Raw genomic sequence first — 26215 nt, 5'->3', positions numbered from 1 at the left:
AACAACCACCCCTATATTGCCAAGAAAGCAGTCCACGGCAATAATCTGCCAGCGGACTGCTTCCTTCAGCGTCTTACGTCTAATCCAATAAAAGTGTCAGGTTTATTCGGAAAGTCTAGCTTCCAGTTCGGCCTTCTCTTTCTCATACCCTGGTTTGCCGAGCAGCGCGAACATATTTTTCTTGTACGCCTCTACGCCCGGTTGGTCAAACGGGTTGACACCCAACAGATAGCCGCTGATACCGCAGGCCTTTTCGAAAAAGTATACCAGATATCCGAACGAATAGGGAGTGAAATCTGGAATTGTCACAATCAAATTCGGAACTTGTCCGTCGGTATGGGCCAGCATCGTGCCTTGGAAGGCCTTTTTGTTGACAAAATCCAATGTTTTCCCGGTCAGGAAGTTCAATCCGTCCAGATCGTCCGGATCCGATTCAATCGTAATATGCTCGGATACATTCTCAACCTGAATGACCGTTTCGAAGATGTTGCGGCTGCCTTCCTGGATAAATTGACCCATGGAGTGCAGATCAGTAGAGAAGTCTACGGAAGCAGGATAGATGCCTTTGTAATCCTTGCCTTCGCTCTCGCCGTACAGCTGCTTCCACCATTCCGATACAAAATGCAGAGAAGGCTCGTAGTTTACAAGGATCTCGATGCCCTTGCCTTTACGGTAAAGAGCGTTGCGAACCGCCGCGTATTGGTATGCTTCGTTCTCGGCTACGTTCGGGCTGCTGTATTCCTTGGATGCGTCAGCGGCGCCTTGCATCATCTCTTCAATGTTGATTCCAGCCGTTGCAATCGGAAGAAGACCGACTGCCGTCAGCACGGAATAACGTCCACCGACATCGTCAGGAATGATAAAGGACTCGTAGCCTTCTTCGGTTGCCAGCTTCTTGAGTGCGCCCTTCTCCTGATCGGTCGTAGCGTAAATGCGTTTGCGAGCTTCTTCCTTGCCGTATTTCTTCTCCAGCTCCGCACGGAAAATACGGAATGCGATAGCCGGCTCCGTGGTTGTACCGGATTTGGAAATGACATTCACCGAGAAATCCTTGCCTTCTACCAATTGAAGCAGATGCGTTACATAGGTGGAGCTGATGTTGTTTCCTGCAAAATAAATTTCCGGCGTCTTGCGCTGGTCCTTCGACAGCTCGTTATAGAACGAATGCGACAGCATTTCGATCGCGGCACGCGCTCCCAGGTAGGAACCTCCGATACCGATAACAATCAGAACGTCAGAGTCACTCTGAATTTTGGCAGCCGCTTTCTGGATGCGTGAGAATTCTTCTTTATCGTACTGCGTTGGCAGGTCGATCCAGCCCAGATAATCAGAACCGGCACCTGTACCGTTATGTAGCTGTTCATGGGCTGTACGGATCGGCTCTGCAAAATAGTCAACTTCGTGCTGATTGACAAAAGTCAGTGCTTTACTGTAATCAAACTTGATTTTTTTAGACATGCCTTAAACCTCCTGTGAATTTAGAAATAGGATACTTTAATTTAATAAAGACCGCAAGTTGCACGGGCTAACCGTCATGTATTCTTCATGCTGGACACCCTTCAACCTCCAATCCCCCACAAACGCTGGCTTCGTTTCCAGAACCCATGCTAAGATAGAGTGGATCAGGAATCCATAATCGAAGGTGATATAGCTATGAAAAAAATCGGATTTATCGGACTGGGCACCATGGGCGCTCCTATGGCCTCCAATCTGCTTAAGCAGGATTACGACGTGACCGTGTATAACCGCACCCATGAAAAATGCCGTCCGCTGGCCGAACAGGGAGCTTCCATCGCGGACACGCCTCGCGAGGCTGCCGAAGGACAGGATCTTGTCATTACGATGGTGAGCAACGACCATTCCATCCGGGAAGTGTTCTATGGAGAGAACGGTCTGCTCGGCTCCCTGACCGGCGGGATGACCGTCATCGACTGCAGCACGATCTCCGAGAGCCTTGTCAAGGAAATCGCATCTGCCGTAACTGGGCTTGGCGCATCCTTCCTGGATGCCCCGGTAACCGGCAGCAAGCCTGCGGCCATTGATGGAACCCTGGTCTTCATGGTCGGCGGCGAAGCAGCTGTGATCGAGGCCCATGCCGACGTGTTTGACACCCTGGGCAAAAAGGTCATTCACATGGGACCAAACGGAAGCGGTGCCGTCGCCAAGCTTGCGCACAATACCATTGTGGGCATTAACAACCTGGCGCTGGCCGAAGGTTTTGCCATCGCTGCAAAATCAGGCATTCCCGCCGACAACTTTCTGGAACTCGTACAGCTCGGATCTGCTGGCAGCAAAGCGGCCGAGCTGAAGGGACGCAAAATTATCGACGGCGATTTCAGCAACCAGTTCTCGCTTGCACTCATGCTCAAAGACCTGAAGCTGGCCTCCTCACTAACCGATGGCATCGGCATGCCTTCCCCTATGCTGAATCTGGCCAAGAGCCTGTTTCAAGCCGGTGCCAGCGAAGGCTATGGCGAAGAGGATCTATCCGCTGTCGTGAAATGCTATGAAGCCTGGATCGGCCAAAAAATCGGCGGACAGCCGCAATAACCAGACAGATTATGCCTTGTCATTACTGGCTCCTTCATGCTGGTTCCGGGTCATCCGGACCAGGAGGAAGGGGCCTTTTTTTGAGCTTTTCCACCATTTCCCTCTCCGAAAGAAACTTTTCTGTTATTTCCTCCGTTTACAATGCAAAGGGAGGAATTGCAACATGAAATGGACCATAACATTAAAAGCGATGACAGCCGCTGCCATACTAACCACTGTTCTGTCTCCTGCATTAGCCAGTTCACCAGCTTCTGCAGCAGCCAAACCGGCCGCTGCCATCAACAACGTAACCGCCAGCGGTGAAGTGCTGATCAGGCAGGGCTCCACCTATGTTACCCTCACCGATCTTAAACCTCTGGGTAACTACATCTTGAGATACGACAACAGCAAAAAGCAGGTGACCATCCAAGGCGATAACCGAAAGGTGATCCTAACAGCAGGAAATACCAGCATGGAAGTGGATGGAGTTAAAAAGGCGCTGCCTTCAGCCCCACTGCTGCATAACGGCAAGACCATGATTCCCTTAAGGGCTGTTGCCCAAGCATTTGATGCCAACGTCTACTGGAATGACGCTTTAAAAACAGCTTATATCAATAAGGCAGATCCGGGTATCATCGCCGACTTAAAAAGCACCGATCTGGCCACCGCCCGGAATGCTGCAGCCAAGCTTCCCTATTCATCCGAACTGAAGAAGCCTGAACTGGAGATGCTCCCCGTGGAAATGCAGGGCGTGAATTATTATTTTCCTAAAGGCAAATCCAATTCATTCTTCCTGGTAGACAACGATATCGCCAGCTATTTCGATATCCATGGCGGCGTCAAATACTTAAAATGGCAAGGCAAGCTGGACTATGGCGCTAAAGCATCGGCAAACCAAAACCTGTTCTTCCTGCCTGCACTGAAAGCTGAGATCGGTAATCAGCCGAACACCCAAAATTGGACGATCGCCAAATTTGTATTCCGCTACCCTTCCGGCGTTACCAGCTATCGCCTGCTGGATCGCGGCCAGGAATGGGGCGAAGGATACGTAGAGCTTGACAACCGGGCTCCCGGATATAAAGGCGAGATCGTGACAATCCCGGAGGAATAAGTCCATTATATCAACCGCCGATAAAGGCCTGCGTTGACATCCGGCATTGACAGTAAAGGCTCAGAGCCATCGGCTTGAGCCTTTTTGGCATATTCGCGAATATGAATGCTCCGTCGCCGCTTGTCCTGCTACATGGTCGGATAAGAGCAGCAATAATCGGTGACGGTGCGGATTTCCAGCTTAAAGCTTGAATTGCCCGGAACGTTAAAGGTCGCAGACCCTTGAATCTCTAACCACTCCTGCTCTCCAGGCAGCAGGACACGCAAATCGCCGGACAGGATTTCCATAATTTCAGGACCATCTGTGCCGAATTCATAGCTCCCCGGAAGCATGATCCCCAGTGTTACCTTCTCGCCATTCTCCAGCAGCACCGTACGGCTGGTTACCTTCCCCTCATAGTAAACATTGGCTGCTTTCGTGACGGTAGCATTCTTAAATTGTGACATCGACAAACTCTCCTCCTCCAAAATAGGCATGTCTTGATATATGGACGGCACCCGTATGATACGGGTGCCGGAAAATCAATATGGAGTTACATCACGGGTGTTTTGGATGTTTTACAGCAAAGCTTTTACGCGGCTGACTACGTTCTCAACGGTAAAGCCGTATTCGGCAATGACGCGGTCGCCAGGAGCGGAAGCGCCAAACGTGTTGATGCCGAGAATATCGCCTTTATCGCCAACATAACGCTCCCAGCCGAACGGATGAGCCATTTCAATGGCAAGACGGGCTTTTACGTCAGGAAGCAGCACGGAATCTTTGTATGCCTGATCCTGGCTGTCGAACAGATCCCAGCTTGGCATGCTGATGACACGAACGGCGATGCCTTCTTCAGCCAATGCCGCTTGCGCTTTAACAGCAAGCTGAACCTCGGAACCCGTTGCAATGATTTGAGCCTGTACGTTGCCATCTTTTGCGTCAGCAACAACATAAGCCCCGCGTTTGATGCCTTCACGTGCATTGTCTACTGCGCCTGCAAGGATCGGCAGGTTCTGACGAGTCAGCACCAGCGCAACCGGACGGTCTGTGTTCTCAACCGCATAAGCCCATGCCGCAGAAGTTTCATTGGCATCCGCAGGACGAATCACGGTCAGACCCGGGATAATGCGCAGGGAAGCCAATTGTTCGATCGGTTCATGCGTAGGACCGTCTTCACCAACAGCGATACTGTCATGAGTCAGTACATACGTAACCGGCAGTTTCATAATTGCAGCCAGACGAACAGCCGGACGCAGGTAATCGGTAAATACGAAGAACGTACCTCCGAAAATTTTCAGTCCGCCATGAAGCGCAATCCCGTTCATAGCGCCAGCCATTGCAAATTCACGAACGCCATAGTATACATTACGGCCTTCATAGCTGTTTGCTGTGAAAGATGCCAGATCATTCAGGTGAGTCATGGTGGAGCTTTCCAGGTCAGCCGATCCGCCAAGCAGCTGCGGTACACCTGCCGTCAAACCGTTCAGCGCTTTACCGGAAGCTACACGTGTGGAAACCGCTTTGTCGTCTGCGCTGTATTTCGGAAGGTTTTTGTCCCATCCTGAAGCCAGTTCACCGGATTCACCGCGCTCGAATTGCGCTGCCAGTTCCGGGTAAGCCTCTTTGTATTTCGCGAATTGATCAACCCAAGCTTGATATGCAGCAATGCCGCGTTCTTTCACTTTGCCAAAGTGCTCGCGCACTTCATCAGGTACGTAGAAATCCTCTTCATAAACCCATTCATAAAATTCCTTGGTCAGCTTCGCCTCATCTGCTCCAAGCGGGGAACCGTGCGTACCGCCGTGACCGCCTTTGCCTTGTTTGTTCGGGCTGCCGTAACCGATCACCGTTTTCACTTCGATCAACGTTGGGCGGTTTGTATCAGCTTGTGCTTCCTCAATCGCTTTTTGGATCGCAGGGAGATCATTGCCGTCTTCAACGCGCAGTACTTGCCAGCCATAAGCATCAAAACGCTTCGCTACGTTCTCGGAGAATGCCAAGTTCAGCTCGCCATCAAGGGAGATATCGTTGGAATCGTACAGCATGATCAATTTGCCAAGCTTCAAATGACCTGCCAGAGAAGCTGCCTCGGAAGCAACGCCCTCCATCATGTCGCCGTCGCCGCAAATCGCATAGGTATAATGATCAACTACGTTGAAATCGTCTTTATTGTAAGTCGCACCCAAGTGGGCCTCAGCCATTGCCATACCTACAGCCATCGCCACGCCTTGTCCCAAAGGACCCGTCGTTGCATCGACACCGGCCGTGTGGCCAAATTCCGGATGTCCCGGAGTTTTGCTTCCCCATTGACGGAACTGCTTCAGATCTTCAATGGACAAGTCATAACCGCTCAGGTGGAGCAGACTATAGAGCAGCATGGAGCCATGGCCTGCAGACAAGACAAAACGGTCGCGGTTAATCCACGCCGGCTGGTCCGGGTTATGGTTCATCGTCTTCGCGAACAGCTGGTATCCCATAGGCGCAGAGCCCATCGGCATGCCCGGATGACCGGAATTGGCTTTCTCGATCGCGTCGATCGCCAGTGTCCGGATGGTTGCGATAGACAGGTTGTCGATCGTTTGGTTATGTTCAGTTGTCATGATTCGTCCTCCTCAAATCTTTTCCATAGTAAGCTTCAAAAATGAGGCTTCTTCCGTTCCTCCAGCCCCAATTATCAAGGAAACAGAGCAGTTAGGAATGTTGAGAATATCATTTTGACTCTTATTGTATCACCAGACGTGCTTCATTTCCATAACGTAATTGTCATTGTTGTGTAAAAGTCACCCTGTGGCAATTACATCCCCCCAGCATTATTTCCCTTAATAGTCCGGTTATAACCGAATTCAACCAATGTTAAACGAGATAAATCAAGCTGATCCCATGGAAAAAGTTACGTCATGGATATATAAAAAAGCTTCGGTCCAGCGTAATCGACATGCTGGACCGAAGCTTGGTTGTGTCGGCACTTTATCGAGTGCCGCGTTTTTTGGCTTTCAGGAGGCGATCCATTGAGGAGCCTCCTTCCGGTGCCGGCCCGGTATCCTCGGGCCGGTCTTTGCCCTCCCCCTGCGCCTTCGGCGGCGGGGGAGGCGGTGTAGGCGCGCTTCCCTTGCGCGCGCCATCGCGCGCCTCCGGCGGGGCCTTGCGGCCCCCTGCCGGAGCTGCGCCAGGTGCCGGGGCAGGGCTCCCGCCCCGGGCACTGCTGCCCGCGCCGCTGCGCTCGCGCGCGGGCGGGGCCTGCGGCGGCTCAGCGGAGCTGCCGCCGTAGAAGCTGGCGGCGCGGGCTTTGCGCGCCGCCAGCCGCTCGAGGCCGGCGTCACGCGCGGCCTCGGCAGGAGCCGGCCGCCTGCGCAGCAGGGCGGCCAGCCGTACGCCGATGGCGCCCCATGGCAGAGCCAGACGCCGCACGGCGATGTCGGCGACCCACAGCAGCAGGGCCGCCACCAGCAGCGGATAACTCCAATCATGGAGGTTCATCCGCGAGGTCGCCTGCCGGTCGAACACTTCGGCCGGATCGTCCCAGGATAACACGCGGCCGCCGGTAACCTCGGCCAGGCGCTTCATGGCTTCCTCGCCGCTGCCGGAAGACAACCGGTATTCCGGAGAATACGGCACAACAAAACCTGTGCCGGGGGCAGCCTGCAGCGCCTCTTCCCCGCTGGCATCCTCAAGGGACATGAGATACGCTCCCGGTTTGGACACATGGACAAGTCCGGTATAACGTCCGGGCGCCTCCTGAATGAGCTCCACCGTCTGCTCATCGGCCTCGTCATCCCCAATTACCGCATTCAGCTTCTCCGGCGGGTTCTCACCCTCGGCGATCACCTGCAGCTTCACCTGGTTTCCTGCAGTCTCGGTCGTGACTTCATAAGGCGAAGACGTAAACTGCGGAAACGTCCACTTCACGATTTCGGTCAGCGTGCTGGCGAAGCCGGGCCACGATACCCACTCCTTCGACCACTTCCCGCTTAAATCACTCGTCCATGCCACCGTGCGGCCGGATCCGTACTGCCAGCGCGCCAGGATCGGGTCCGGTTCCGGACTGGACAGAACCGTCTGGGCCGAGGACTTCGGTGTTGTTGCTACATAACCATACAGTCCCGGTACGCCCTGCTGAAATAGACTTCCCCAATCGCCCGCGTTCTGAACGGCAGGAACAAATGGTTTATCCACGATATAGGATTTGGCCAGCATCACCGCCTCCCGGCTAAATACCGCCGGAAGCGTAGTTTCATCCTCAACGAAGTAATAACGGCCTTTGGCTGCCTCCGCCAAGGATTGAAGCAGATGGGTATCGGCATCCGTACCTACCGCAACGGAGGACATCGTGATTTTGTTCTCCACCATCGTGTCAGTCAGATCCTGATAACCGGAATTCATGGCGGACTGTCCATCGGTCATCAGAATGATATGTCTGCGCTGTGATTTGATCTTCAGCATTTCTTCCAGTGCCGAGGAAACGGCCGGATAAATATTGGTCCCGCCAGCACTCGGAATCGACTGGATGCTGCTGAGCACCTCTTCCTTATTGCCCAGTTTCTGCGGCGGTACCACCCACCAAGGCTGATCGTCAAAAGCAACAACGCCGACCGTATCCTTGGATCTCAGCAATTCAACCGTACGCATGGCCGATTCTTTGGCCAACTCGATCTTGGTACCGTCCATGCTGCCCGAACGGTCAATGACAAGAATAAGGCCAAGCGAGGGAATTTCCCGTTTGCCTTCCAGCTCCATGGAGACCGGCAGCGCTTTTTCAATCGGGGTTTTAAAATATCCGCCCATCCCAAAGCTGTCCTCGCCGCCCGCCATCATGAACCCGATGCCAAAGCTCCGGACCGCCTGCTCAATCAATTCCATCTGCTTGCCGCCTACATCGCTGCCGGAGACATTATTAAAAATAATGCTGTCATACACGGCGTACTTTGCCGCTTCCAGCGGAAGCAGCTCCGGCGGAATCACTTCGGTGCCAATCATTCCCGATTCCAGTGCAGCCGTTATATTCCCTGACGTTCCCGGCGTCCCTTCAACGATCAGCACTTTCGGGGGACCTTCTACCCGGGTAAAATCGAAAGCCGCATTATTGGCGGCTGCTTCGTCTTCGTCCATGAAGATTTCAGCACGATATCGGTGCAGACCCGGGCTCTTGGCCAAACCCTTCACGGCATACCGGTTCTCACCAGGCGTTACATCCACACGCTCCCGGCCGATCTCGCGATTATCCTCATATATGCGCAGTTCGCCGGATGTCTTGAAGGTGCTGCGAATCATAACCTCCACATAGAACGACTCTGCCTGATACAGCTTATCCGGAACCTTCAGCTCCTCGACAGCCACATCCTGGATAACCTGCTTCGGGGTCGGAAGCACATCAACCGCGATTCCCCGATCTTTCAGCAGCCTGCCCGCTGCGGCCATACTGCCTACGTTCTCTTCCCCGTCCGAGATCAGCACGATTCGTGAATCGCTGCTGCCCTCGAACAGGCTCCCCGCGAGCTGAAGCCCTGACTCCAGTCCGGTAAATCGCTGCTCCAGCAGCGCATTTAAAGAGGCGCCCGCGTTATCCGCAGAGGATAATCGCCGTTCCACAGCTCCCTCAAGGCCTGTAGATACAACAGCGCTGCCATCCTTCTCTCCTTTTGCTGCAAGGGATTCGTTAATCCAGCCCGTAATCCGTGCAGAGTCCCCCATACTGTCCGAACGGTCAGCCAAATACACAACCTGTTTATCGTGTAGTACGGTAAAGCCATGAAGACCCGATATCATCAGAATTAATAATAGAATGACGCAGGTTCGAAAAAATAAGGCCAGCTTCTTGCGAAAACCACTTAGTCGAAAATCCGATTTATATGCGTAATAGAGAAACGCTCCCGCCGGAATCAGCAGCAGCAAAAACCACGGTTGGCTAAATTGAACGCCCACGCTGGTACACCCCCCATTCCGCTGCGATAACAGCCAGTGCCAAGGCCGCGAGCCATGGCATTAACGAACTGGCGCGGTTTCCCGCTCCGCTGCGCTCCGATGCCTGATCACGATCACCAGCCTTGCTCTCATCCGAAGTCGGTGCCGATTGACTCACCGTCGGCCCCTGATCGTTACTCCAATCCGCTTCGTACGGATCGGCCGTCACGGCCAGCCAAAACTTCAGCTTCTCGCCCGCTTCATTCTGCTGTTCAAAAGCGTACAGACCCGGATATTCCGGCACAATCTGCACCGGGGATATCCCCTGCTCATTGCGCAGGGCATCTTCAGCAGGGAAGCTATCAGCAAGTGCGAGGCCGCTCTTGGGAATCCATGCCGCCTTTACCGTATCTGCCGCAATCGGAATATCCGCTTGCGCACCGGCCATATACCGGCCAAGACCGCTTCCCTTGCCCGAGGTCATCCACTCAAGCGCATTGCTGACCATAACCGGGAATTCCGGCGATAACGGAAGGTCGCTGTCCTGAAGCAGGAAATTAAACGACAACCGCGGTCTGCCGCTTTCGGTTCCGGCATATACAATAGGCTGATCACCCAGCTTAATTACGGGTTCGCCCCACGCAGGTGCTTGATCCACCAATGTACCGAAATAGACACCCGACAAAGTGACATAAGCGGTCACCGGATGCTTGGCAAGGACGGGGCGCCCTCCCTGACTGCCTACCTTGGTTCCTTCTCCGCCAATCGTCCACAACGGGGTTTTGGCCGTCAGATCAGCCCATTTTCCTTGCCTGAAGCCATCCGGTATACTTCCGTCGATAACGAGCAGATCAAATTCACCCTCAGGTACGGGCGGCACATCCGAATTGACGCTATCTTTGTCTACATCCTTGTCCTTGCTCGTATTCTCATCCTTCTTGCCATCCGATCCGTCCATAGCAACCCGGGTCACTTCGGCTCCGCTCAACTGCAGCGCCTTCTCGAGGAACAGATTGCCTGAAGTCAGCAGCAGCACGCGGGAAGACCCGTGGCCCAGGCCAAAAGCAAAGGATGCGTTGTCTGCCGCATATCCGTCCTCCTGGGATAACTCGAGCCGGTACACTTCCGCAAACGGCAGATTTGCAAAGGACTCCGTTAATTTCTTTCCTGGCTCCAGCTCCAGCACTTTGCTGGTCAATAACTGCTCATCCCCGTATAGGTTCACTTCAGCCGAGACAGATTTCTTGGCATTCGTGCTGATGACAGCGACCGCCGCATAGGATGAATCTGCATCACTCTTCGGTGAGATGCCGAATTGGTCAATGGATACGTTATGCGGGAGCTCCCCCTGCACCTTCTCCACCGATACCGGAACCTGAAAAGCAATGGGAGCCGTATCCGGCTTCCAGTAGCTATCCGTAAAGATAACAACCTCTGCATCCGTCTCCTCCCGTGTCAGGGCTGAAGCGAGCGACAAGGTTTCCCGATAGGCGGCCGGTCCATAATAGGTACGCAAGCCGTCAACGGCCTTGTCGATTGCAGCCCGGTCACTTTCATGGGCGGCCAGCGTCACGGGACTCGCTCCCACGGATAAAAGTGTAATCTCGCTCCGTCTCCCTTGCCCCTTCACATATTCCTTAATCCGCTCCTGCATCAATGCCAGCCTTGTTGCTTCGCCTTCAGCTGAAGAAATCTGCGCGCTCATGCTGCCCGAGGTATCGGCAACAATGACGACATGGGCGCTGCCTCCTCCGGACACCTGCATAAAGGGCTGCATCAGTGCGAAGACCATCAATGCCGCTGCAAGCAGCTGGAGCCACAGCAGGAGCCGGTTTTGCAGCTTCTGCCATGGCCTGTTGGCCTCCAGGTTCCGCAGTACCCGATCCCACAGCAAGTGGCTGGGAACGGTTGTGTCTACATATTTTCGCTTGAACATATACATGAGCACGATGGCCGGCAGTGTTAAACCGAACCATAAACTCAGCCATGATTGAACCCCCAAAGTGTCCCCTCCTTACTCCCGTGGACCCTGACTTGCAACTTGCCGCTCTCACATTCGAATATGTGCCTGACCTTCTTATCTCTTCCTGCACCATCTGTTGGCTAATAGGAGCCTTTCTTAGAGACCCGTATTCATAAGTACTATTGTTCAGTGGTCAACATTAGACGAGCTTCCCAGACTTTCCAGGCTCCCTGAGCCACATGTCCCTCCTGAATATGGATATTGAACCACGCAATAACTTGCTGGCCCTATCCCCTATCCAGTGACCAAGCCTGCCCCCGCAAGCACCCCGAACATCGCTTCCGTAAGCGGCATATCCGCGGGAATCAGCACGTATGACATTCCCCTCTCCGCGCACACACTGGACAGCATCATTCGATATCGCTCCAGCTCTTCCTTGTAGGCATCAAGCACTTTACCCGTAAGCGCCACTTCTTTTCCACTCATCGTTTCGCTGTCGACCAATCGCAAGTCACCAGCCAGCTTGGGCTCCAGCTCTTCCCTCGACAAGACGTGCACCAGCACCACTTCCTGCCCGGTACCGGACAACAGGGACAGTGCCCTGAACAGCTCCTCTTCGCCGCCCTCCAGCCAGAAGTCCGAGAAGACCCAGGTCATTCCAGGCTGTCTGGGCAGCGCACCCGGCACCGCAAGTGCCGCGCTCAAGCTGCCCTCGCCTCCTGTTTCTGCCCCTTGCAGGAATGAAAACAGTCGATGAGCCGAGCCTTTTCCTCTCATGATCGGAAGACGGTTGTTGATCGTACGGCTGTAACAAGCAATCTGCAGCCTGTCGTAAGAGGACAACGCCATGTAACCGATGCTTGCAGCCAACTGACGCGCAAGCGTCCATTTCGGGCTTCCCTTCATCCCCGACGGGACTGTCGTCGCTGGTGAATCTGCTGCCGATGACATAACGGTTCCCATCGATGCGGAGCAATCCACAAATATGCTGACTGTCAGCTCCTGCTCGTCTATGAATTGACGCACGAACGCTTTTCCTGTACGAGAATATACGCCCCAGTCGAATCTGCGGACATCATCTCCCGGTGAGTATACACGGTAATCGGCAAACTCGAGCGATGAGCCGAGCCGGCGGGATCGTCTCTTTCCCTGCAGCGTTCCGGCAACCCGTCTCTTGGCGTCCAGGCTCAGACGCTCCAGACGCGGGAGCCATTCCGGAGGCAGCAGGTGCCCGTCCCCGGTCACGCGGATGCCTCCAGCGCCTGCAGAACCTCCTGAATCACACGGTCGGTCGTAACGCCCAGCGCCTGACCCTCGAAATTCAGAAACAAGCGGTGACGCAGCGCCGCTAAGGCCACGGCGCGGATATCACCCGTCGAAACATGCATCCGCCCGCTGCATAAAGCACGGACTTTGCTGACCGAAATGATGGACTGGATCCCCCTTGGTCCGGAACCAAACTGGACATATTTACGGACTGCCTCCGGCGCTGAAGCTTCTTCCGGATGTGTCATCATCAGCAGACGAACCGCATAATCCAGAATCTCCTCGGCAACAAGGACCTCCTTGGCCCCGCGCTGGATTTCCAGCAGCTCTTCCCCGGTCATTTGCCTTTCCACCTGGAACTCGTGCGAGGACGTCGTTCGTTTCACGATTTCCTTCAATTCATCCGCGCTGGGATACGACACCTCAATCTTCAGCAGAAAGCGGTCAAGCTGCGCTTCCGGCAGCGGATAGGTCCCCTCGTTTTCCAGCGGATTCTGTGTAGCCAGTACAAAGAAAGGCCTTGGCAGCTGATGGGTAACCCCTCCGACCGTAACGGTTTTCTCCTGCATGGCTTCCAGCAGCGCACTCTGGGTTTTGGGCGTGGCCCGATTGATCTCGTCGGCAAGCACGATACTGCTGAACAGCGGCCCCCTCTGAAACGTCATCCCTGTGTCGCCATGCTGTCCGAACGACAAGATATTGGTGCCTGTTATATCGCTTGGCATCAAATCCGGTGTGAACTGAATACGGGAAAATGACAATTCCAACGCTTCCGACACCGTGCGGACCAGCATCGTTTTGCCGAGTCCCGGAATCCCCTCCAGGAGGGCGTGGCCTCCTGCAAAGATACACCAGAGCATCTGCTCCACAACTTCCTGCTGTCCGACAATAACCTTGCCGATATGTTCCCGCAGGCCTGATATTTTCTCCATCCATTCCTGTGGTCTCACTGCAATATCCGACATGGACGAAACCTCCATCTTCTTGGTAAAGTTCAAGTTCTCATTATTGCTGTCCGTTATGGGCTACCTTGTGCCTTACGGGTTCGGATTGATTTGTATGAAATATTCCTCGACCAGCCCCTGCATCTGGTCAGGCAGCTGATTGCGGTCTAAGGTCTTGCGAGCCTCGGTCTCATAGTCACGGTACACTTCCTCATACGGTCTCGACATCCCCGGAACGGTCGGCGAAACGCCGCCCTTCTGAATGTCGCCTCCGCCGCCCTTGATCGCACCGGAGTCACTCTGTACATTACCGCTGCCCTTGTAATCCCTAGGGATCGTCACAAGCTCGCGGCCGCCAGTGCCAAGCCCCGCTCCGCTGCCAGTTCCTGCTCCTCCGCTGCCACCTGAACCAGAACCAGAACCAGATCCAGATCCAGATCCAGATCCAGATCCAGATCCGCTTCCTTGCCCGCTACCAGCGCCTTGACCCGAACCGGCTCCCCCTGATCCCTCCGAGGCTTCGCCTTGCTCTCCCGAACCTTCCCCAAGACCTGCCTGTGCCAATGCCTCCGCGCTGCCTCCATTACTCCAGGCGTCGGATACTGACATCCCTGCAGCCGCCATCTGATCGGCTAAACTCAATCCTTGTGAAGCAAGTGAAGACGCAAGAGAGGCGGCCGACTGCGACTGACTGTCCGATGCGGCTTTCGCTTGCGCCGCTTTCGCCAACTCCTCAGCCAATTGCTGCAGCGCTTCTTCCAGCTCCTTCGGTAGCTTGCCGTCCTTCAGAGCATCCGCTGCCTTCTTGAGCTCTTTCTCAAGGTCACCGTTTTCCATCTGCTTGGAAGCTTCCTCCGCCAGTTTTTTTAATGCGTCGGACAGCTCGTTCTTCTCTTCCTGGGACATCTTCTTCACCTGCTCGGTGAGTTTTTTCATTTCCTGCTTCAGCTCTTCGGCCATACCCTCAGCAAGCCGTTTACCTACTTGAGACAATGCCTTCTCCTGCTGCATTTTCTTCGCCAGTTCAGACAACGCCTTCACTTTTTCCTCCTGCTGCTTCGCCAGCTTCTCCAGCTCCTTCATCGCTTCCTCCAGCTTATCCAGCGCTTGCTCGGGCTGCTTCTCATGGTCCAGCGCTTTCTTCAAGGCATCCAGCTTCTCCTGCAGCTTCTTCCTGTCAGCAGGGTCAAGCGTTTCCTTCTGGAGCTGCTCTGCAAGCTTTTCGGTTTTTGCTACCTGCTCTTTCATCCAGCTCTGCTGCTCTTTGGCTGCCTCCACTTTCTTGTCCATCGGATTCGGAACAAACACAAGGACGATCACAGCAGCAAGCGACGCGCTACATATCCAAAGCTGTCTTTTTCGACTTGGGGAAGGCAGACGCTCCGGCAACTGCTCCGCAAACCGCGCGCCGTAACGCTCCGCCTGCTCACGCTGCCACTTTGCGGCCTGCGACTCCTCTTCCTTAAATGACAGGGCTGTCACCATCATGTCGCTTCGCTCCGCTCCGTCTGGAACCTGATCCATGACCGATGCGGCCTCCTCGATCGGAACCCGGTGCAGCCACCCCCACAGCAGGCCACCAAGACCCGCCGCAATCGGAATGACAACGGATGCGAAGGGAAGCCAGGCTATAGGCACGAATCTCCCAATCACGAGCAGCAGCAGCAGAGCGGCGAAACCCGCAATGAGCCCGTATAATGCATATGCGACTACACGAAAGCGCTGAAGCCGCCGTCTCGCTGCTTCAACAAAACGCATGATGTTGTCCATGGTAATTCCTCCTTACTCTGTACAATCCTTGGTACTTAAGCTCCGCTTACGGTCGGCTCTTGTTCAGGCGGAAGTGCGTCTTTGGCTTTATCCTTTCGCTTGCGTCTTGCGATGGGGCGTATATTCCGTATCGCAATCCACAGGGCAAACACGATCACGACCGAATACACAAGCAGAAACTCCAGCCATAATTCAACAGGAGCCTTACTATTCAGGCTTCCGCCGTACAGCAGGAACACGTCTTTTGAGAACGATGGATTAAACAAACTCATCATCGCTCCCCCCGGATTCAATCCAAGCAGATATCCTACCCAGGAATACGATCCTGGAACTGGCGACTGTCCGTTAACATACATATTCCGCTGTTCAATTCCCATAAAGAACAGATACAACAGGCCCGTCACGAGAAATATAATAAGTCCTGTGCCATAGGTGACAATAATCGCTACGATGGTTCTCTTGAATAAGGTGGAGAACATCACGCCAAGCGAACCGAGCAGCAGCATCACGAATAAGTAGAATACAAATACCGAAATGAGCTGTTTCGGTGAAATTCCCCCATACAGGAACACGATGCTATATACCGGCAGTGTTGCAAGCACAATCAGTGTCATGAAACTAAGTGCCGACACCAGCTTGCTCAGGACAATCGTCGCCGAGCTTTGCTGCGTCGTTAGCAGCATGCTCAGCGTTTGCTTTTCACGTTCGCTGCTGATAACTCCGGCGGTTAGTGCCGGCGCCATGAACGCAATGAGGACAAGCTGGGCAAAACTCAGCACATAGAACATCATCTGGCTCGTTTGCGGATCGAACCGCTGCGGTCCCCGCTGGCCCAAGTATAAAAAGAGATAAATGAAACCCATTGCAATAGCCCCAAGCGCCAAAACGTACAACAACACCGACAGCATGGAACGCGTGGAACGCATCCGCAGCCGAAATTCCTTATCAATGACCGGGTTAATTAATTTTCTGCTCCAATTCATTCGCGGGGTCCTCCTTTGGTAATTTCGAGGAATACATCCTCCAGGTTGCTCTGCGCTTCCTGAAACGAGACAATCGGAATTTCCCAGGAGACCACCTGCCGAAGCAGTGCGCTTTGCTGTGCATCATCCCCGCTATAATGAACATGAACCCCGGTGTTGTCTGTTAATACAGACGTGACAAACGGCTCATCCCTCAGCTTCTCGGCAAGCTCCTCTTCACGCTCAAGGGTGCGGATATGGATGACTTTTTTCACGCGAAGCCGGCTCTGAATATCGGCAACCTTGCCTTGGGCCACCATCTCCCCGTGCTCGATAACACCGATCTCGTCTACCATCTCGGCAAGCTCGGGCAAAATATGTGATGAAATGATAATGGTCTTGCCCATGAGTTTCAGTTCCTTCAATATTTCACGCATCTCGATCCGAGCCCGCGGATCAAGCCCCGAAGCCGGTTCATCCAGAATCAATACATCGGGATCATGCACCAGACACCGGGCAAGGCATAACCGCTGCTTCATGCCGCGCGAGAGACTGTCTACGTACGTATCCGTCTTGTCGCTTAAATTCACAAGCTCCAGCAGCTGCGGAATCAGCTGCTCCCGCTCAACACGCGGGATGCCGTAACTTGCCCCGTAAAAATGAAGGTATTCGGTTGACTTCAACTGGTCATATACGCCAAAGAAATCCGGCATATAACCGATCCGCTTGCGAACCTCTTTCGGGTGCTGCGTAACGTCGTATCCACCGACTTTGGCAACGCCCGAGGTTGGCAGCATCAGAGTGGCTAATATCGACATCGTTGTTGATTTTCCTGCTCCGTTAGGACCGACGAACCCGAACACAGTCCCCTTCTCGATATGGAGGCTGATGTCTTTTAAAGCATGGAATGTCCCGTATTTTTTGCTCAGGTTTGTAATTTCGATCATTGAATGGCTTCCCCCTTCACAGACAGCTCCGGCATCATAAAGTTGGTCTGATCCTTAGCGGTTAGCATGAACCTGATCCGGTTAGCCACGATGTAGTCCTCCGGATTTCCCGTAATGGTATGCACATTGTTCGTATCGCTTACGGGCTCCCATTCATTCTTCTTCGCGTTCCAGATCTCCATCGTTACGTTGTTGTTTAATTTGGTGCCTTTGATGGACAGCTCCGAATATTGGATGTTGCCTTCCGATATTAACGGAAATTCAGCGATTACCGTGCCTTGTCCCATCTCAACGCCATGAGGGAACGTCCCGAACATCGGCGTGTTCACCTGGGATACTTCAGGAGACAGGAAACCGTAAGGAATGTTAATCTCTCCGCTCAGGCCCCATTCCATAGTCACGGGCTGAATCCAGAAATTAAGCTGATCACTGTCCACCTCTGCCCCTTTCAGCGTATAATTCGTCAGATGGTCCTTGCTCCATCCCAGAATGTAAGCATCCTTGTTGACCATTCCCATCGAATACCCGTAGTTGGATAAAATATCGCGCTCCCGCTGTTTCGGATCATTCGGAGAATAAGGGAACAGCATGCCGGATAAATCTCCACTCACAAACTTGATGATTTGTTGTGGGTCCTGAGGAATTGCCACCGCTTCACCCTTCTTGATATCTCCAAGCTTATAGGCATTGCCTCCAACAACAAGCACCACCTCGGTCAAATCGTTGATGGTTTCATTGGTGACCTTCCCGTTTAATGCTCCTTTGGCATCGAGCTTTAGATCCATGGCCAGACGCCCCATCTCCTCCGTTCCCTGGCGGTCGGCCCATACCTTGGCTAGCGACCACTGAGACATATCGCGAAGCTCAAGCGTTGTGGATTCCTGTTCCACCCGGACAAAGCTCTTGCTCTCGCCCATTCCCCCGAATGTATTCCGGGCACCTCCCGTCTTCAAATACGTATTCGCTGGAAACTCCAACGCATAATTCCCGCTTCGAGGTGTGAAAAAAGCCGAGGCTGTGGATTTAACCGCATCTCCCTGACCGTTCAGCTCAATCAAGTTTATGGTATGTGCGAGTTCCCTCGTCTTGTCGGATGAGCCAGCGACATAAACCGAAACGCTTGCAATGACGGCGATGATCGGAATCAGGAACCACGCCCATTCCCGTTTATCCGCCTTCTTCAAAATAAAGTAGAGAATCGGTGCCACCACAACCGCATAAATAATGAGCATCCACAACAACAGCGTGAAGGACGGCATCTTCAGGGAAGGGAAATATTCCAGCACATAATTCAGATTATCCATAAGCGAGTTGTAGATCATACCATTTTGCGAACCTGTCATCGGAAGATTGCTCCGCAATACCGATGCCCAGGCATCCGGATGGCCTGCCCAAGAACTTACCGGCTCCATAGCCAGATCATAGGCAGCGTATTGAACACTTCCTTGGCCGTAGGCATGCGAGGCAAACAAAGGCTGGCCGTCTGCTTCAATCCCGATTTTGGCGCCTTCCACCACCTTCGCTGTGGAGATGGTAAAGTCCCCATCCAGCTTCAGCGGCTTCCCTCCAAGCTTCTCGAGTTCGGATAGTGACTGAACAGAGGCCGTTCCATTCGCAACAACCGGTGCGATATCGGCAAACGGTGCTGCTGTTTTGGCGTAACCCGCTCCTCCTGCCAGGACCAGCGTGCCGCCGCCGTTAACCCAACCCGTTATCGCTTTGCGCTGAGGTTCTGATAACGTATCGGATGCAAAATTGTTAATAACGATCACGTCCAGCCCGCTAAGCAGCATCGGATCCGTTGGTATGCTGGCCGCCTTAAGCGGAAATACGTTCAAGCTGTTGCCTTTACCATTAAGAACGTTCATGAAATTCATTGTATCCGGATCATCGGATAATACAGCAATGAGTGCACCTTGATACGGGGAGGCCTGGAGATAACTTTTCCCTGTTGCAAATGTCGTCGGCTTTCCCTTGGAATAAGATCCTTCATAGAACAGGATCTGATTATTATCTTTATTAAGCATCGTCCCCGGAATGCCAATGACTACTTCCTTCGGCGTATCCTTTGGCAGATCCACCTGCTGCACATAGGAAGTTTGATACCTATTGCCATTATTGTCCTGAATTTGCACAACCAAGTCACCGGAAATATCCCGGTCACTTGTTAAGGTCAGCTTGACAGGACTCCATTTTTGATTTTTGATCTTGCCTTGGTAACCCATTTCGGATTGAATTCCAATCTTCGCTCCGTCGGCGTAGACCTTTCCTGCCGGAATTGACAAGGATAACGTTGCCATAATCAGCAGTGCCACTATCGGCAGCAGAATCCACGTTTTTTTTGTATAAAACGACAACTGATGATTCCCCTCTCCACATATAAATTGCTTTCTCATGATAAATTACACCTATAAATCAGAAGACTTATGTAATGGTTCTCTTGGCAGTTCAACTATATTGACGAGTCGAAATTATAAAAAGTTTGACGTTTCTCTCCATAAAAGGATACTCAGGGCCGATTTTTGCGGGCTTCGGCTGGAGCTTGGGCTTATTTTCCAAAATAAAAATTAAATAAAAATCCCGCTCCAAGAAGAAGGAGCGGGATCAAGAGCTAATCCATTGCAGCGTTAAAGTGTCAGGCTGCTCCATTGTACTTTCTATGATGAATCGTCGGGATTGTAGTTGCTGCTGATGCAATTTAGGGTGTAAACTCTCTTATTCACCTATCGATACTTACACGCCAGGTTGATACACTTTAATTGAATACAACCGTTTTATTGTTATGCACCAGAATCCGATCCTCGACATGCCATTTGACGGCTCTTGCAAGCACCACGCGTTCAATGGTACGGCCAATGCGCTTCAGCTCGTTGACATCATCCCGGTGACTTACACGCTGCACGTCCTGCTCAATAATCGGTCCGCCATCAAGCTCCTCGGTTACATAGTGGGCGGTTGCTCCGATGATTTTCACGCCGCGATTATAGGCCTGTGCATAAGGCTTGCCACCGACAAAAGCCGGCAGGAAGGAATGGTGAATATTGATAATCCGGTTCCGGTAATGTTCGATAAAGGTTGGCGAAATAATCTGCATGTACCGCGCCAGAATGATAACGTCGATATCATCGCCGATTACATCCAGTTGACGTTTCTCCGCTTCGGGCTTTGTATCTGCCGTAACCGGAATATGGTGATACGGGATACCGAATGATTCCACATATTCTTTCATATCCAGGTGATTGCTTACCACCAGCGCAATATCTGCATCCAGGTCGCCTGCCTGCCATTGCCACAACAACTCTACAAGGCAGTGATCCTCTTTGGATACAAAAATCGCCAGCCGTTTCTTACGGGCTGCATGGTAGATATTCCATTCCATACGGAATTGGTCCGCAACTTCCAGGAACGATTCCTCCAGTTGAGGAAGCTTGGTGTTCAGATCCTCCAGATCAAATTCAACCCGCATAAAAAACATACCGCCTGCAGGATCCATCGTATACTGGTCAGACTGAACGATGTTCGCACCATGCTGATACAGAAACTGGGAGACCGCTGCCACGATTCCTGGTCCATCCGGACAGGAGATGAGCATGCGGGCACGATTAGGGTACTGGCCTGCCACAGACGGCAGATCCTTCTTGATGTGAATTTCCATAAGACTCGGTGATCCTCCTCTACATCTACAATTAGCGTGAATTGGCCTCCCAAGAAAACCAACCGCAGCAAGCGGAAGTTTTCTTGAGAATGCCTTAGTCATCTTTACTTTAATGAATGCCTCTTCTATTGAAGCTTATGAAGTCAGAGAAGTCCCGGATAACCAGGCGATGATGCGCTGATTGATCTGCTCTTCCGCAAGTTCAGGCAATAATCCAGCTGCCATGACCATATCATACAGACGCTCCATCGGTTCGCGTGGATCTGCTTTTTTGGCTTTGGCATCATTCTTCAGAAGTGACCACGTATCCAGCACGAACGAACGGGAGTCGATTCCTTCCTTAGCAAAGAAGGCTCGCAGCTCTTCCACTTGCTGAACAAAGGATTGCCCGAAACGTCCTTCCACATCTCCACGCAAAAGCGCGATTTCAATTTCGTACATCGGACGCTGCGTCTTCGGATCTTTACCGATCCACGGCGTCTCCAGAATGAACGGTCTGCCTTGAAGCTTCTCGTGATGAACCACGCTCTGAATGGCTTCATACCCGATCCAACCGGTTCCGATCGGCGTATGGCGGTCTTTACCCGCTCCACGCGGGTTCTTGCTGTCGTTTACGTGAACGACCGTTAACCGGTCGAGTCCGATCAGCTTATCGAACTGCTCTAGTACGTTGTCCAGATCATTCACGATGTCATAACCCGCATCATGAATATGGCAAGTGTCGAGGCAAATCGCCAATCGGTCATTGTACTTCACCTTATCAATAATGGAAGCAATTTCTTCAAAGCTGCGTCCCATTTCGGTGCCTTTGCCGGCCATCGTCTCCAGAGCGATCTTCACTTCGGTCTCATCCGTACCGCCCAGAACTTCATTGAGTCCTTCCGCAATACGGTCAATGCCGTATTCGGCATCCTTATCTGTATATGCACCAGGATGGAGAACGATATTCTTCACGCCAACCGCATGTGTCCGGCGAATCTCCTCCTGCAGGAAACTCACGGCAAGCTCAAACGTATTGGGCTTGTACGATCCGAGGTTGATAATGTATGGCGCATGGACCACAATCTCATCAATCCCGCTTGCTTGCATAGCGGCCTTGCCTTCTTCAATAAACATGGAATCGATCGGCTTGCGGCGCGTATTTTGCGGTGCGCCGGTATATATCATGAACGAGCTTGAGCCATATGATGTGGCCTCAGCCGTTGCAGTCAGCAATCCCTTGTCCGAAAACGACACGTGGGAACCAATTTTCAACATGCTGCATCCCCCTTTTTTAACACACAATTACACCTATTTTAGCTTGTATATCGAAATAAATCTAGAAGGGATGGAATGTAAGGGACGTTGCTGGAATGAAATCAGTAATGGTGCGGGTTTTCTTAGTTTGGTGTTGAAATACGAGGTGATGCAAAGTAATAGGTTGGAATACCCATTTGTTGGTGGATTGTGGAGAAAACATGAAAGCAGCCTTTATTGGGCCCACACACCGGAGAATACTTCATGCCCTTAACTTCCATTCGGTCCGCTATCCTCTTTTCGATTCTACATTTTTATTGAACTTCTCGATGTAATGCTGCTTGCCTAACCTATCCAATGCACCCATTGCACTGTTTAAGGCATCGCGGTTAAATACCACTTCCTCATACATCACTATCACCCTTCATATGAAATGAAGATGTACTCCTCTATAAGGAGACTTTAAAACCTTGTTATACGGCCTCCGCTCCGCTGGGTTATTCGGTCGCTTCGGGGGCCTTCTGCAAAACCAAAAAGAAAAAAGCCGCCGAGTTATGGACTGCACCCCAATTGTTAGACACACTCTAACAGTTCGAGGTGCAGTTTTTTTTATGACTAAATTTACTAAGGATAAGAAATTGGAGATAATTCAAGGGTATGACCCTGGCTGATCTTCTATCGCAGACAGAATACGCAAATCAAATGGGCGTTACCAAGTCCCATTTCCCTAAGAGATTGGAGATAGCCACTGGGGTAACCTATACTGCCGCCATGGTTTTCAAGGAAGAATGCCCATAACTCATACTTCTTGATTTCGTTTTTGATGTACCCCTCTAAACTCATTCCGTCTTATCCCTCCTTAAAGGGCTTCCCTAGCACGTTTCGATTGTCATAAATGTTCCCGTTCTCATCACAATAGAGGCATTTCCGTAATAATCAATCGCTTTCTAGCACATTTCTTTAAAATAGTCATTTGCTCGTTACATTTTTTTTTAATTTTCATATTTTGTAACATCACGAAAGGAGTAGATAATATGAAAATATCCGAGGCACTTTGTAAACGTCTAGCCACCATCTTAGGTGGTACAGGTATGTCTGACGGGAAAAGCTGCTCTATCATGGTTGAAAGAAAATTAAATGCTAGAGTCCTTGGTAGAAAATATGAAACCGAACATGAAATCACGATTCAATCCCCGCAAAACGGAACAACGTTAAATACGGGCGAAATAACTCTTTTACAATCCGAAGTACAACGTTTTATTGATGCGGCTCGAAAACGCAATTTTAAAGTATCTGCAATACACAACCATTGGTTATTCGATAAACCAAGATTGATGTATCTTCATATTGAATCCATTGAAAATCCTATTGTGTTTGCTAGAAAATTAAGATCAGCGTTAGATATTCTAAAAAAATGACTGGTTAGCATTGTGGCGTTCAGAATGAATCCTGAACGCCTCTTTTATCTTTGGTCACTCCCTGTTTTTAAATCAACCCTTGAAGAATAGAATCAGGAGTTGTCAATCTTCCGAGGTTTCTCGAAAAGAAGCAGTTGCAGCACTTACTTCAATACATCAGATTCCGCGCTAAACCGCAAGAGTATGCCGTCTTTTTATCTCTCGCTTACTGGCTTGAGGATCGGCGAACTACTCGCGCTTAAAGTATCTGACTTCGATGAAGAGGAAAAAACTATTTCTGTAAAAAAATCTCTATGTCGATGGGTCTGTAAAAACTATGTACTCGGTCCCCCGAAAAATAAAAGCTCAGTCCGGGCGGTCACCATTGGTGAAATTGTAATTAAAGCCATCAAGGGACAGCCGGCTTGGAGAGAAAACAAAATCAATAACGGTGAACTACAACATGATGCAGATTTTATATTTTGGAGCTTGAAGTTTCCCGGATATCCAGCTTGTTATAGTCGCTATCAGAAACGATTTGAAAAGATCCTGAAAGACTGTGGACTTCCTGACAACCTTACTCCCCATAGTCTTAGACATACCCATGTTTCACTCCTTGCTGAAGCCAAAGAAGAATTAGCGGTAATCCAAGAAAGGCTCGGTCATAAGAACGACGAAATCACAAAAACAATATATCTACACATTACCGAGCAACAACGAAAACTTGTTCCTGACCGTTTCGAACAGGTGATGAATTCATAGCTGTTTGGGTAACACGTGGGCATATCCTCACCATAACTTCCGAAATCCCTATAGTACCGTGCATGATTTAATTATGTCTGGGCTATCGAAATAAATCTAGAAATGCGTTATAATTCTCATGAAAGTGACATGTGATAATAATCATTGAGGTGATATACAGATGAAGAGCACAGGAGCCGTCTTGGGATATTTGTCCTCCAGTGCGCCACCGTCATGGTTCATGAACTCCATTGCCTTCTGGGGATGGGTTATGCTTGGACTGATGGGCATCGGCGGATTTTTCATGTTCCGCAAGTTTCTGAAAGTGCTTCCCAAAGCAGACGGCAAATCCAAGCTGGATTGGCAGAACTACTGGGTCGAGCGAAGCCGCCCGCTGTGGACTGATGAAGCCAAAGCCTTTCTGGACGAGCTGGTGCAGCCCGTTCCGGGACCATTCCGGGATATTGCCAAACACTCCATTGCAGCGGAGATTGGCAAGATTGCTATTGAGGACCATGCCAAAGCAGTGACAAAAGACCACTGCATCAAAGGTTATATCGTGGCTACGCCAAAGCGGGATTACAAATTCTTGATGAATTTCCTCCAGAAGAAGGAAATTGACTACAAGCCTTATCAGCATTTGATTAATAAGTAATGATACAGCCTTAAATGGAACAACGGTGCTTGTCCTCACTGTGGGACAAGCACCGTATAGTCCAGAAGATAATTCCCCCTAGTCCTCATCCAGAGGATCTGGGGGATTCGTTTTTTAATTTCATGCTTTCCTTTAGCGATAACCAACCAATTTACAATTGATAAGGAAGAGACCTTGAAACGCAAAAAAGAAATTAATGATCTAATGAATGAATGCATGATTTATTTGAAGACTATAGCGGAGTCTTAACAAAACTATGGTTTGATAACTTAAGGGCTGCAACATATTCTACTACTGGAGGGGACAGTGGTTGTACAATTTTTCGAGGGAACACTTTAAAAGGCATTAACAAAGGTACCCTTCCCGCCAATGGCTTTGTATATTCTGTTTACAGCCATGTAGGAAATGTAACAAATCGATTAGGACTAACTCCCATTACTTGGTAAAATATGATTTTTCTCGCAACATATCCCCACACCCAGCCGTCTAAAGTATTAAGAACATAATATTTAACTAAGTGGGGAGGAACAATTGTTATGAATTTTAAAAAAATTATAATCACCTTTCTTATTATAATTTGTAGTGCAGGTTGTGGAAATATTGAGCAAACAAGCAACCCTGAAAATAACTCTAAAGTTATAGAGGGGGATGAAGTGAAGGTTACTTCTGACATTAGTGGATATATCGTTGATATTTCAGATAATAGAATCCTAGTAGTAGGTGGAGAAATAGTTGAAGAGGATCTGAATAAACTAAGCATTAATGAAATATTGACAAAAGCTTCACCAGACGCGACTTGGTTAATTATACCTGAAGGTCAAAAGTTAGACGACTACTCGGTCGGTAATCAAGTTGATGTATGGACTACTGGGAAGATCGATACTTCTTATCCGGCTCAAGGTAAAGCAACTAAAATTGTAATTGAATCAGAATAACTGTTATGAAATTGAGCTATCATAAAATCGTGTCACAAACAAATCTCACCACTGACTGTCCCGTATACGGTAAATAATCCGTACCAATGATTGGCGGTACTGGTCGCTTGTATTACCTTTTAGTCTTTTTTATAAATCTCTTTTTTTTCATTTAGAAAGTTAGCATTCTCATAGAATATATTGGAAGTTCATGGATACGACTGAAGAGTCTATTTTACAACAGGAGT

The 26215-nt window shown here is 50.9% G+C and carries 19 protein-coding genes; 6 read left to right on the top strand and 13 right to left on the bottom strand.

Features of this window, described 5'->3' with window-relative positions; all coding sequences use genetic code 11:
* Positions 1 to 102 precede the first annotated feature (102 nt).
* Positions 103 to 1458 (bottom strand): glucose-6-phosphate isomerase, encoded by a 1356-nt coding sequence (locus B9D94_RS05310; protein ID WP_076151576.1) that lies wholly within the window; start codon positions 1456 to 1458, stop codon positions 103 to 105.
* 195 nt (positions 1459 to 1653) lie between these two features.
* Between B9D94_RS05310 and B9D94_RS05305 the strand changes: the two genes are divergently transcribed.
* Both B9D94_RS05305 and B9D94_RS05300 read left to right on the top strand, forming a co-directional pair.
* Positions 1654 to 2550 (top strand): NAD(P)-dependent oxidoreductase, encoded by an 897-nt coding sequence (locus tag B9D94_RS05305; RefSeq protein WP_063480469.1) that lies wholly within the window; start codon positions 1654 to 1656, stop codon positions 2548 to 2550.
* A 163-nt stretch (positions 2551 to 2713) separates the two neighbouring features.
* A complete protein-coding gene (locus tag B9D94_RS05300; protein WP_036639802.1) occupies positions 2714 to 3640 on the top strand; it encodes a copper amine oxidase N-terminal domain-containing protein in 927 nt (308 codons plus the stop codon).
* A gap of 128 nt (positions 3641 to 3768) precedes the next feature.
* On the opposite strand, the gene B9D94_RS05295 is transcribed toward B9D94_RS05300, so the two are convergent.
* From B9D94_RS05295 to B9D94_RS05240, 12 genes are all read right to left on the bottom strand, one after another.
* Entirely contained in the window at positions 3769 to 4086 is a 318-nt protein-coding gene (locus B9D94_RS05295) for a pyrimidine/purine nucleoside phosphorylase (RefSeq protein ID WP_006212330.1), read from the bottom strand.
* A gap of 111 nt (positions 4087 to 4197) precedes the next feature.
* Positions 4198 to 6219 carry a transketolase gene (tkt, locus tag B9D94_RS05290; protein WP_006212331.1) on the bottom strand — a complete coding sequence of 674 codons (2022 nt, stop codon included), beginning with the start codon at positions 6217 to 6219 and terminating at the stop codon, positions 4198 to 4200.
* A 367-nt stretch (positions 6220 to 6586) separates the two neighbouring features.
* Positions 6587 to 9538, bottom strand: coding sequence for a VWA domain-containing protein (locus B9D94_RS05285; RefSeq protein WP_148246569.1), 2952 nt, complete (start codon positions 9536 to 9538; stop codon positions 6587 to 6589).
* The gene (locus tag B9D94_RS05280) at positions 9522 to 11519 is read right to left on the bottom strand and encodes a vWA domain-containing protein (protein WP_148246568.1); all 1998 of its coding nucleotides are present in this window, start codon (positions 11517 to 11519) and stop codon (positions 9522 to 9524) included. Before B9D94_RS05280 ends, B9D94_RS05285 begins: the two co-directional genes overlap by 17 nt.
* 255 nt (positions 11520 to 11774) lie before the next feature.
* Positions 11775 to 12725, bottom strand: a complete 951-nt coding sequence (locus B9D94_RS05275) for a DUF58 domain-containing protein (RefSeq protein ID WP_148246567.1) — start codon at positions 12723 to 12725, stop codon at positions 11775 to 11777.
* Positions 12722 to 13711 carry an AAA family ATPase gene (locus tag B9D94_RS05270; RefSeq protein WP_006212335.1) on the bottom strand — a complete coding sequence of 330 codons (990 nt, stop codon included), beginning with the start codon at positions 13709 to 13711 and terminating at the stop codon, positions 12722 to 12724. Before B9D94_RS05270 ends, B9D94_RS05275 begins: the two co-directional genes overlap by 4 nt.
* 72 nt (positions 13712 to 13783) lie before the next feature.
* Complete coding sequence (locus B9D94_RS05265) at positions 13784 to 15460, bottom strand: DUF8809 domain-containing protein (protein ID WP_148246566.1); 1677 nt, start codon at positions 15458 to 15460, stop codon at positions 13784 to 13786.
* 35 nt (positions 15461 to 15495) lie between these two features.
* On the bottom strand, positions 15496 to 16443 hold the full coding sequence (locus tag B9D94_RS05260) for an ABC transporter permease (protein WP_063480473.1): 948 nt from the start codon (positions 16441 to 16443) through the stop codon (positions 15496 to 15498).
* A complete protein-coding gene (locus B9D94_RS05255) occupies positions 16440 to 17369 on the bottom strand; it encodes an ABC transporter ATP-binding protein (protein WP_148246565.1) in 930 nt (309 codons plus the stop codon). The genes B9D94_RS05260 and B9D94_RS05255 overlap by 4 nt, the downstream gene beginning before the upstream one ends.
* Positions 17366 to 19765: a DUF8725 domain-containing protein gene (locus tag B9D94_RS05250; protein WP_148246564.1), complete on the bottom strand. Its 2400-nt coding sequence runs from the start codon at positions 19763 to 19765 to the stop codon at positions 17366 to 17368. The genes B9D94_RS05255 and B9D94_RS05250 overlap by 4 nt, the downstream gene beginning before the upstream one ends.
* Positions 19766 to 20124: 359 nt before the next feature.
* Positions 20125 to 21024 (bottom strand): formyltetrahydrofolate deformylase, encoded by a 900-nt coding sequence (gene purU, locus B9D94_RS05245; protein ID WP_006212341.1) that lies wholly within the window; start codon positions 21022 to 21024, stop codon positions 20125 to 20127.
* A 135-nt stretch (positions 21025 to 21159) separates the two neighbouring features.
* Positions 21160 to 22281: a deoxyribonuclease IV gene (locus tag B9D94_RS05240; RefSeq protein WP_063480476.1), complete on the bottom strand. Its 1122-nt coding sequence runs from the start codon at positions 22279 to 22281 to the stop codon at positions 21160 to 21162.
* Positions 22282 to 23294: 1013 nt separating this feature from the next.
* On the opposite strand from B9D94_RS05240, the gene B9D94_RS05235 reads away from it, so the two are divergent.
* From B9D94_RS05235 to B9D94_RS05220, 4 genes are all read left to right on the top strand, one after another.
* Complete coding sequence (locus B9D94_RS05235) at positions 23295 to 23678, top strand: DUF1259 domain-containing protein (RefSeq protein WP_006212345.1); 384 nt, start codon at positions 23295 to 23297, stop codon at positions 23676 to 23678.
* A 183-nt stretch (positions 23679 to 23861) separates the two neighbouring features.
* Positions 23862 to 24419, top strand: a complete 558-nt coding sequence (locus B9D94_RS05230) for a site-specific integrase (protein ID WP_231888256.1) — start codon at positions 23862 to 23864, stop codon at positions 24417 to 24419.
* Between the two features lie 160 nt (positions 24420 to 24579).
* The gene (locus tag B9D94_RS05225; RefSeq protein WP_006212347.1) at positions 24580 to 25053 is read left to right on the top strand and encodes a DUF2621 domain-containing protein; all 474 of its coding nucleotides are present in this window, start codon (positions 24580 to 24582) and stop codon (positions 25051 to 25053) included.
* A 536-nt stretch (positions 25054 to 25589) separates the two neighbouring features.
* Positions 25590 to 25988, top strand: coding sequence for a DUF3221 domain-containing protein (locus B9D94_RS05220; protein WP_063480478.1), 399 nt, complete (start codon positions 25590 to 25592; stop codon positions 25986 to 25988).
* Positions 25989 to 26215 lie beyond the last annotated feature (227 nt).

Origin of the sequence: Paenibacillus sp. Cedars, assembly GCF_003184205.1 — a bacterium.
Classification (GTDB): Bacteria; Bacillota; Bacilli; order Paenibacillales; family Paenibacillaceae; genus Paenibacillus_AQ; species Paenibacillus_AQ glucanolyticus.
This window is presented reverse-complemented; position numbering and strand designations above follow the sequence as displayed.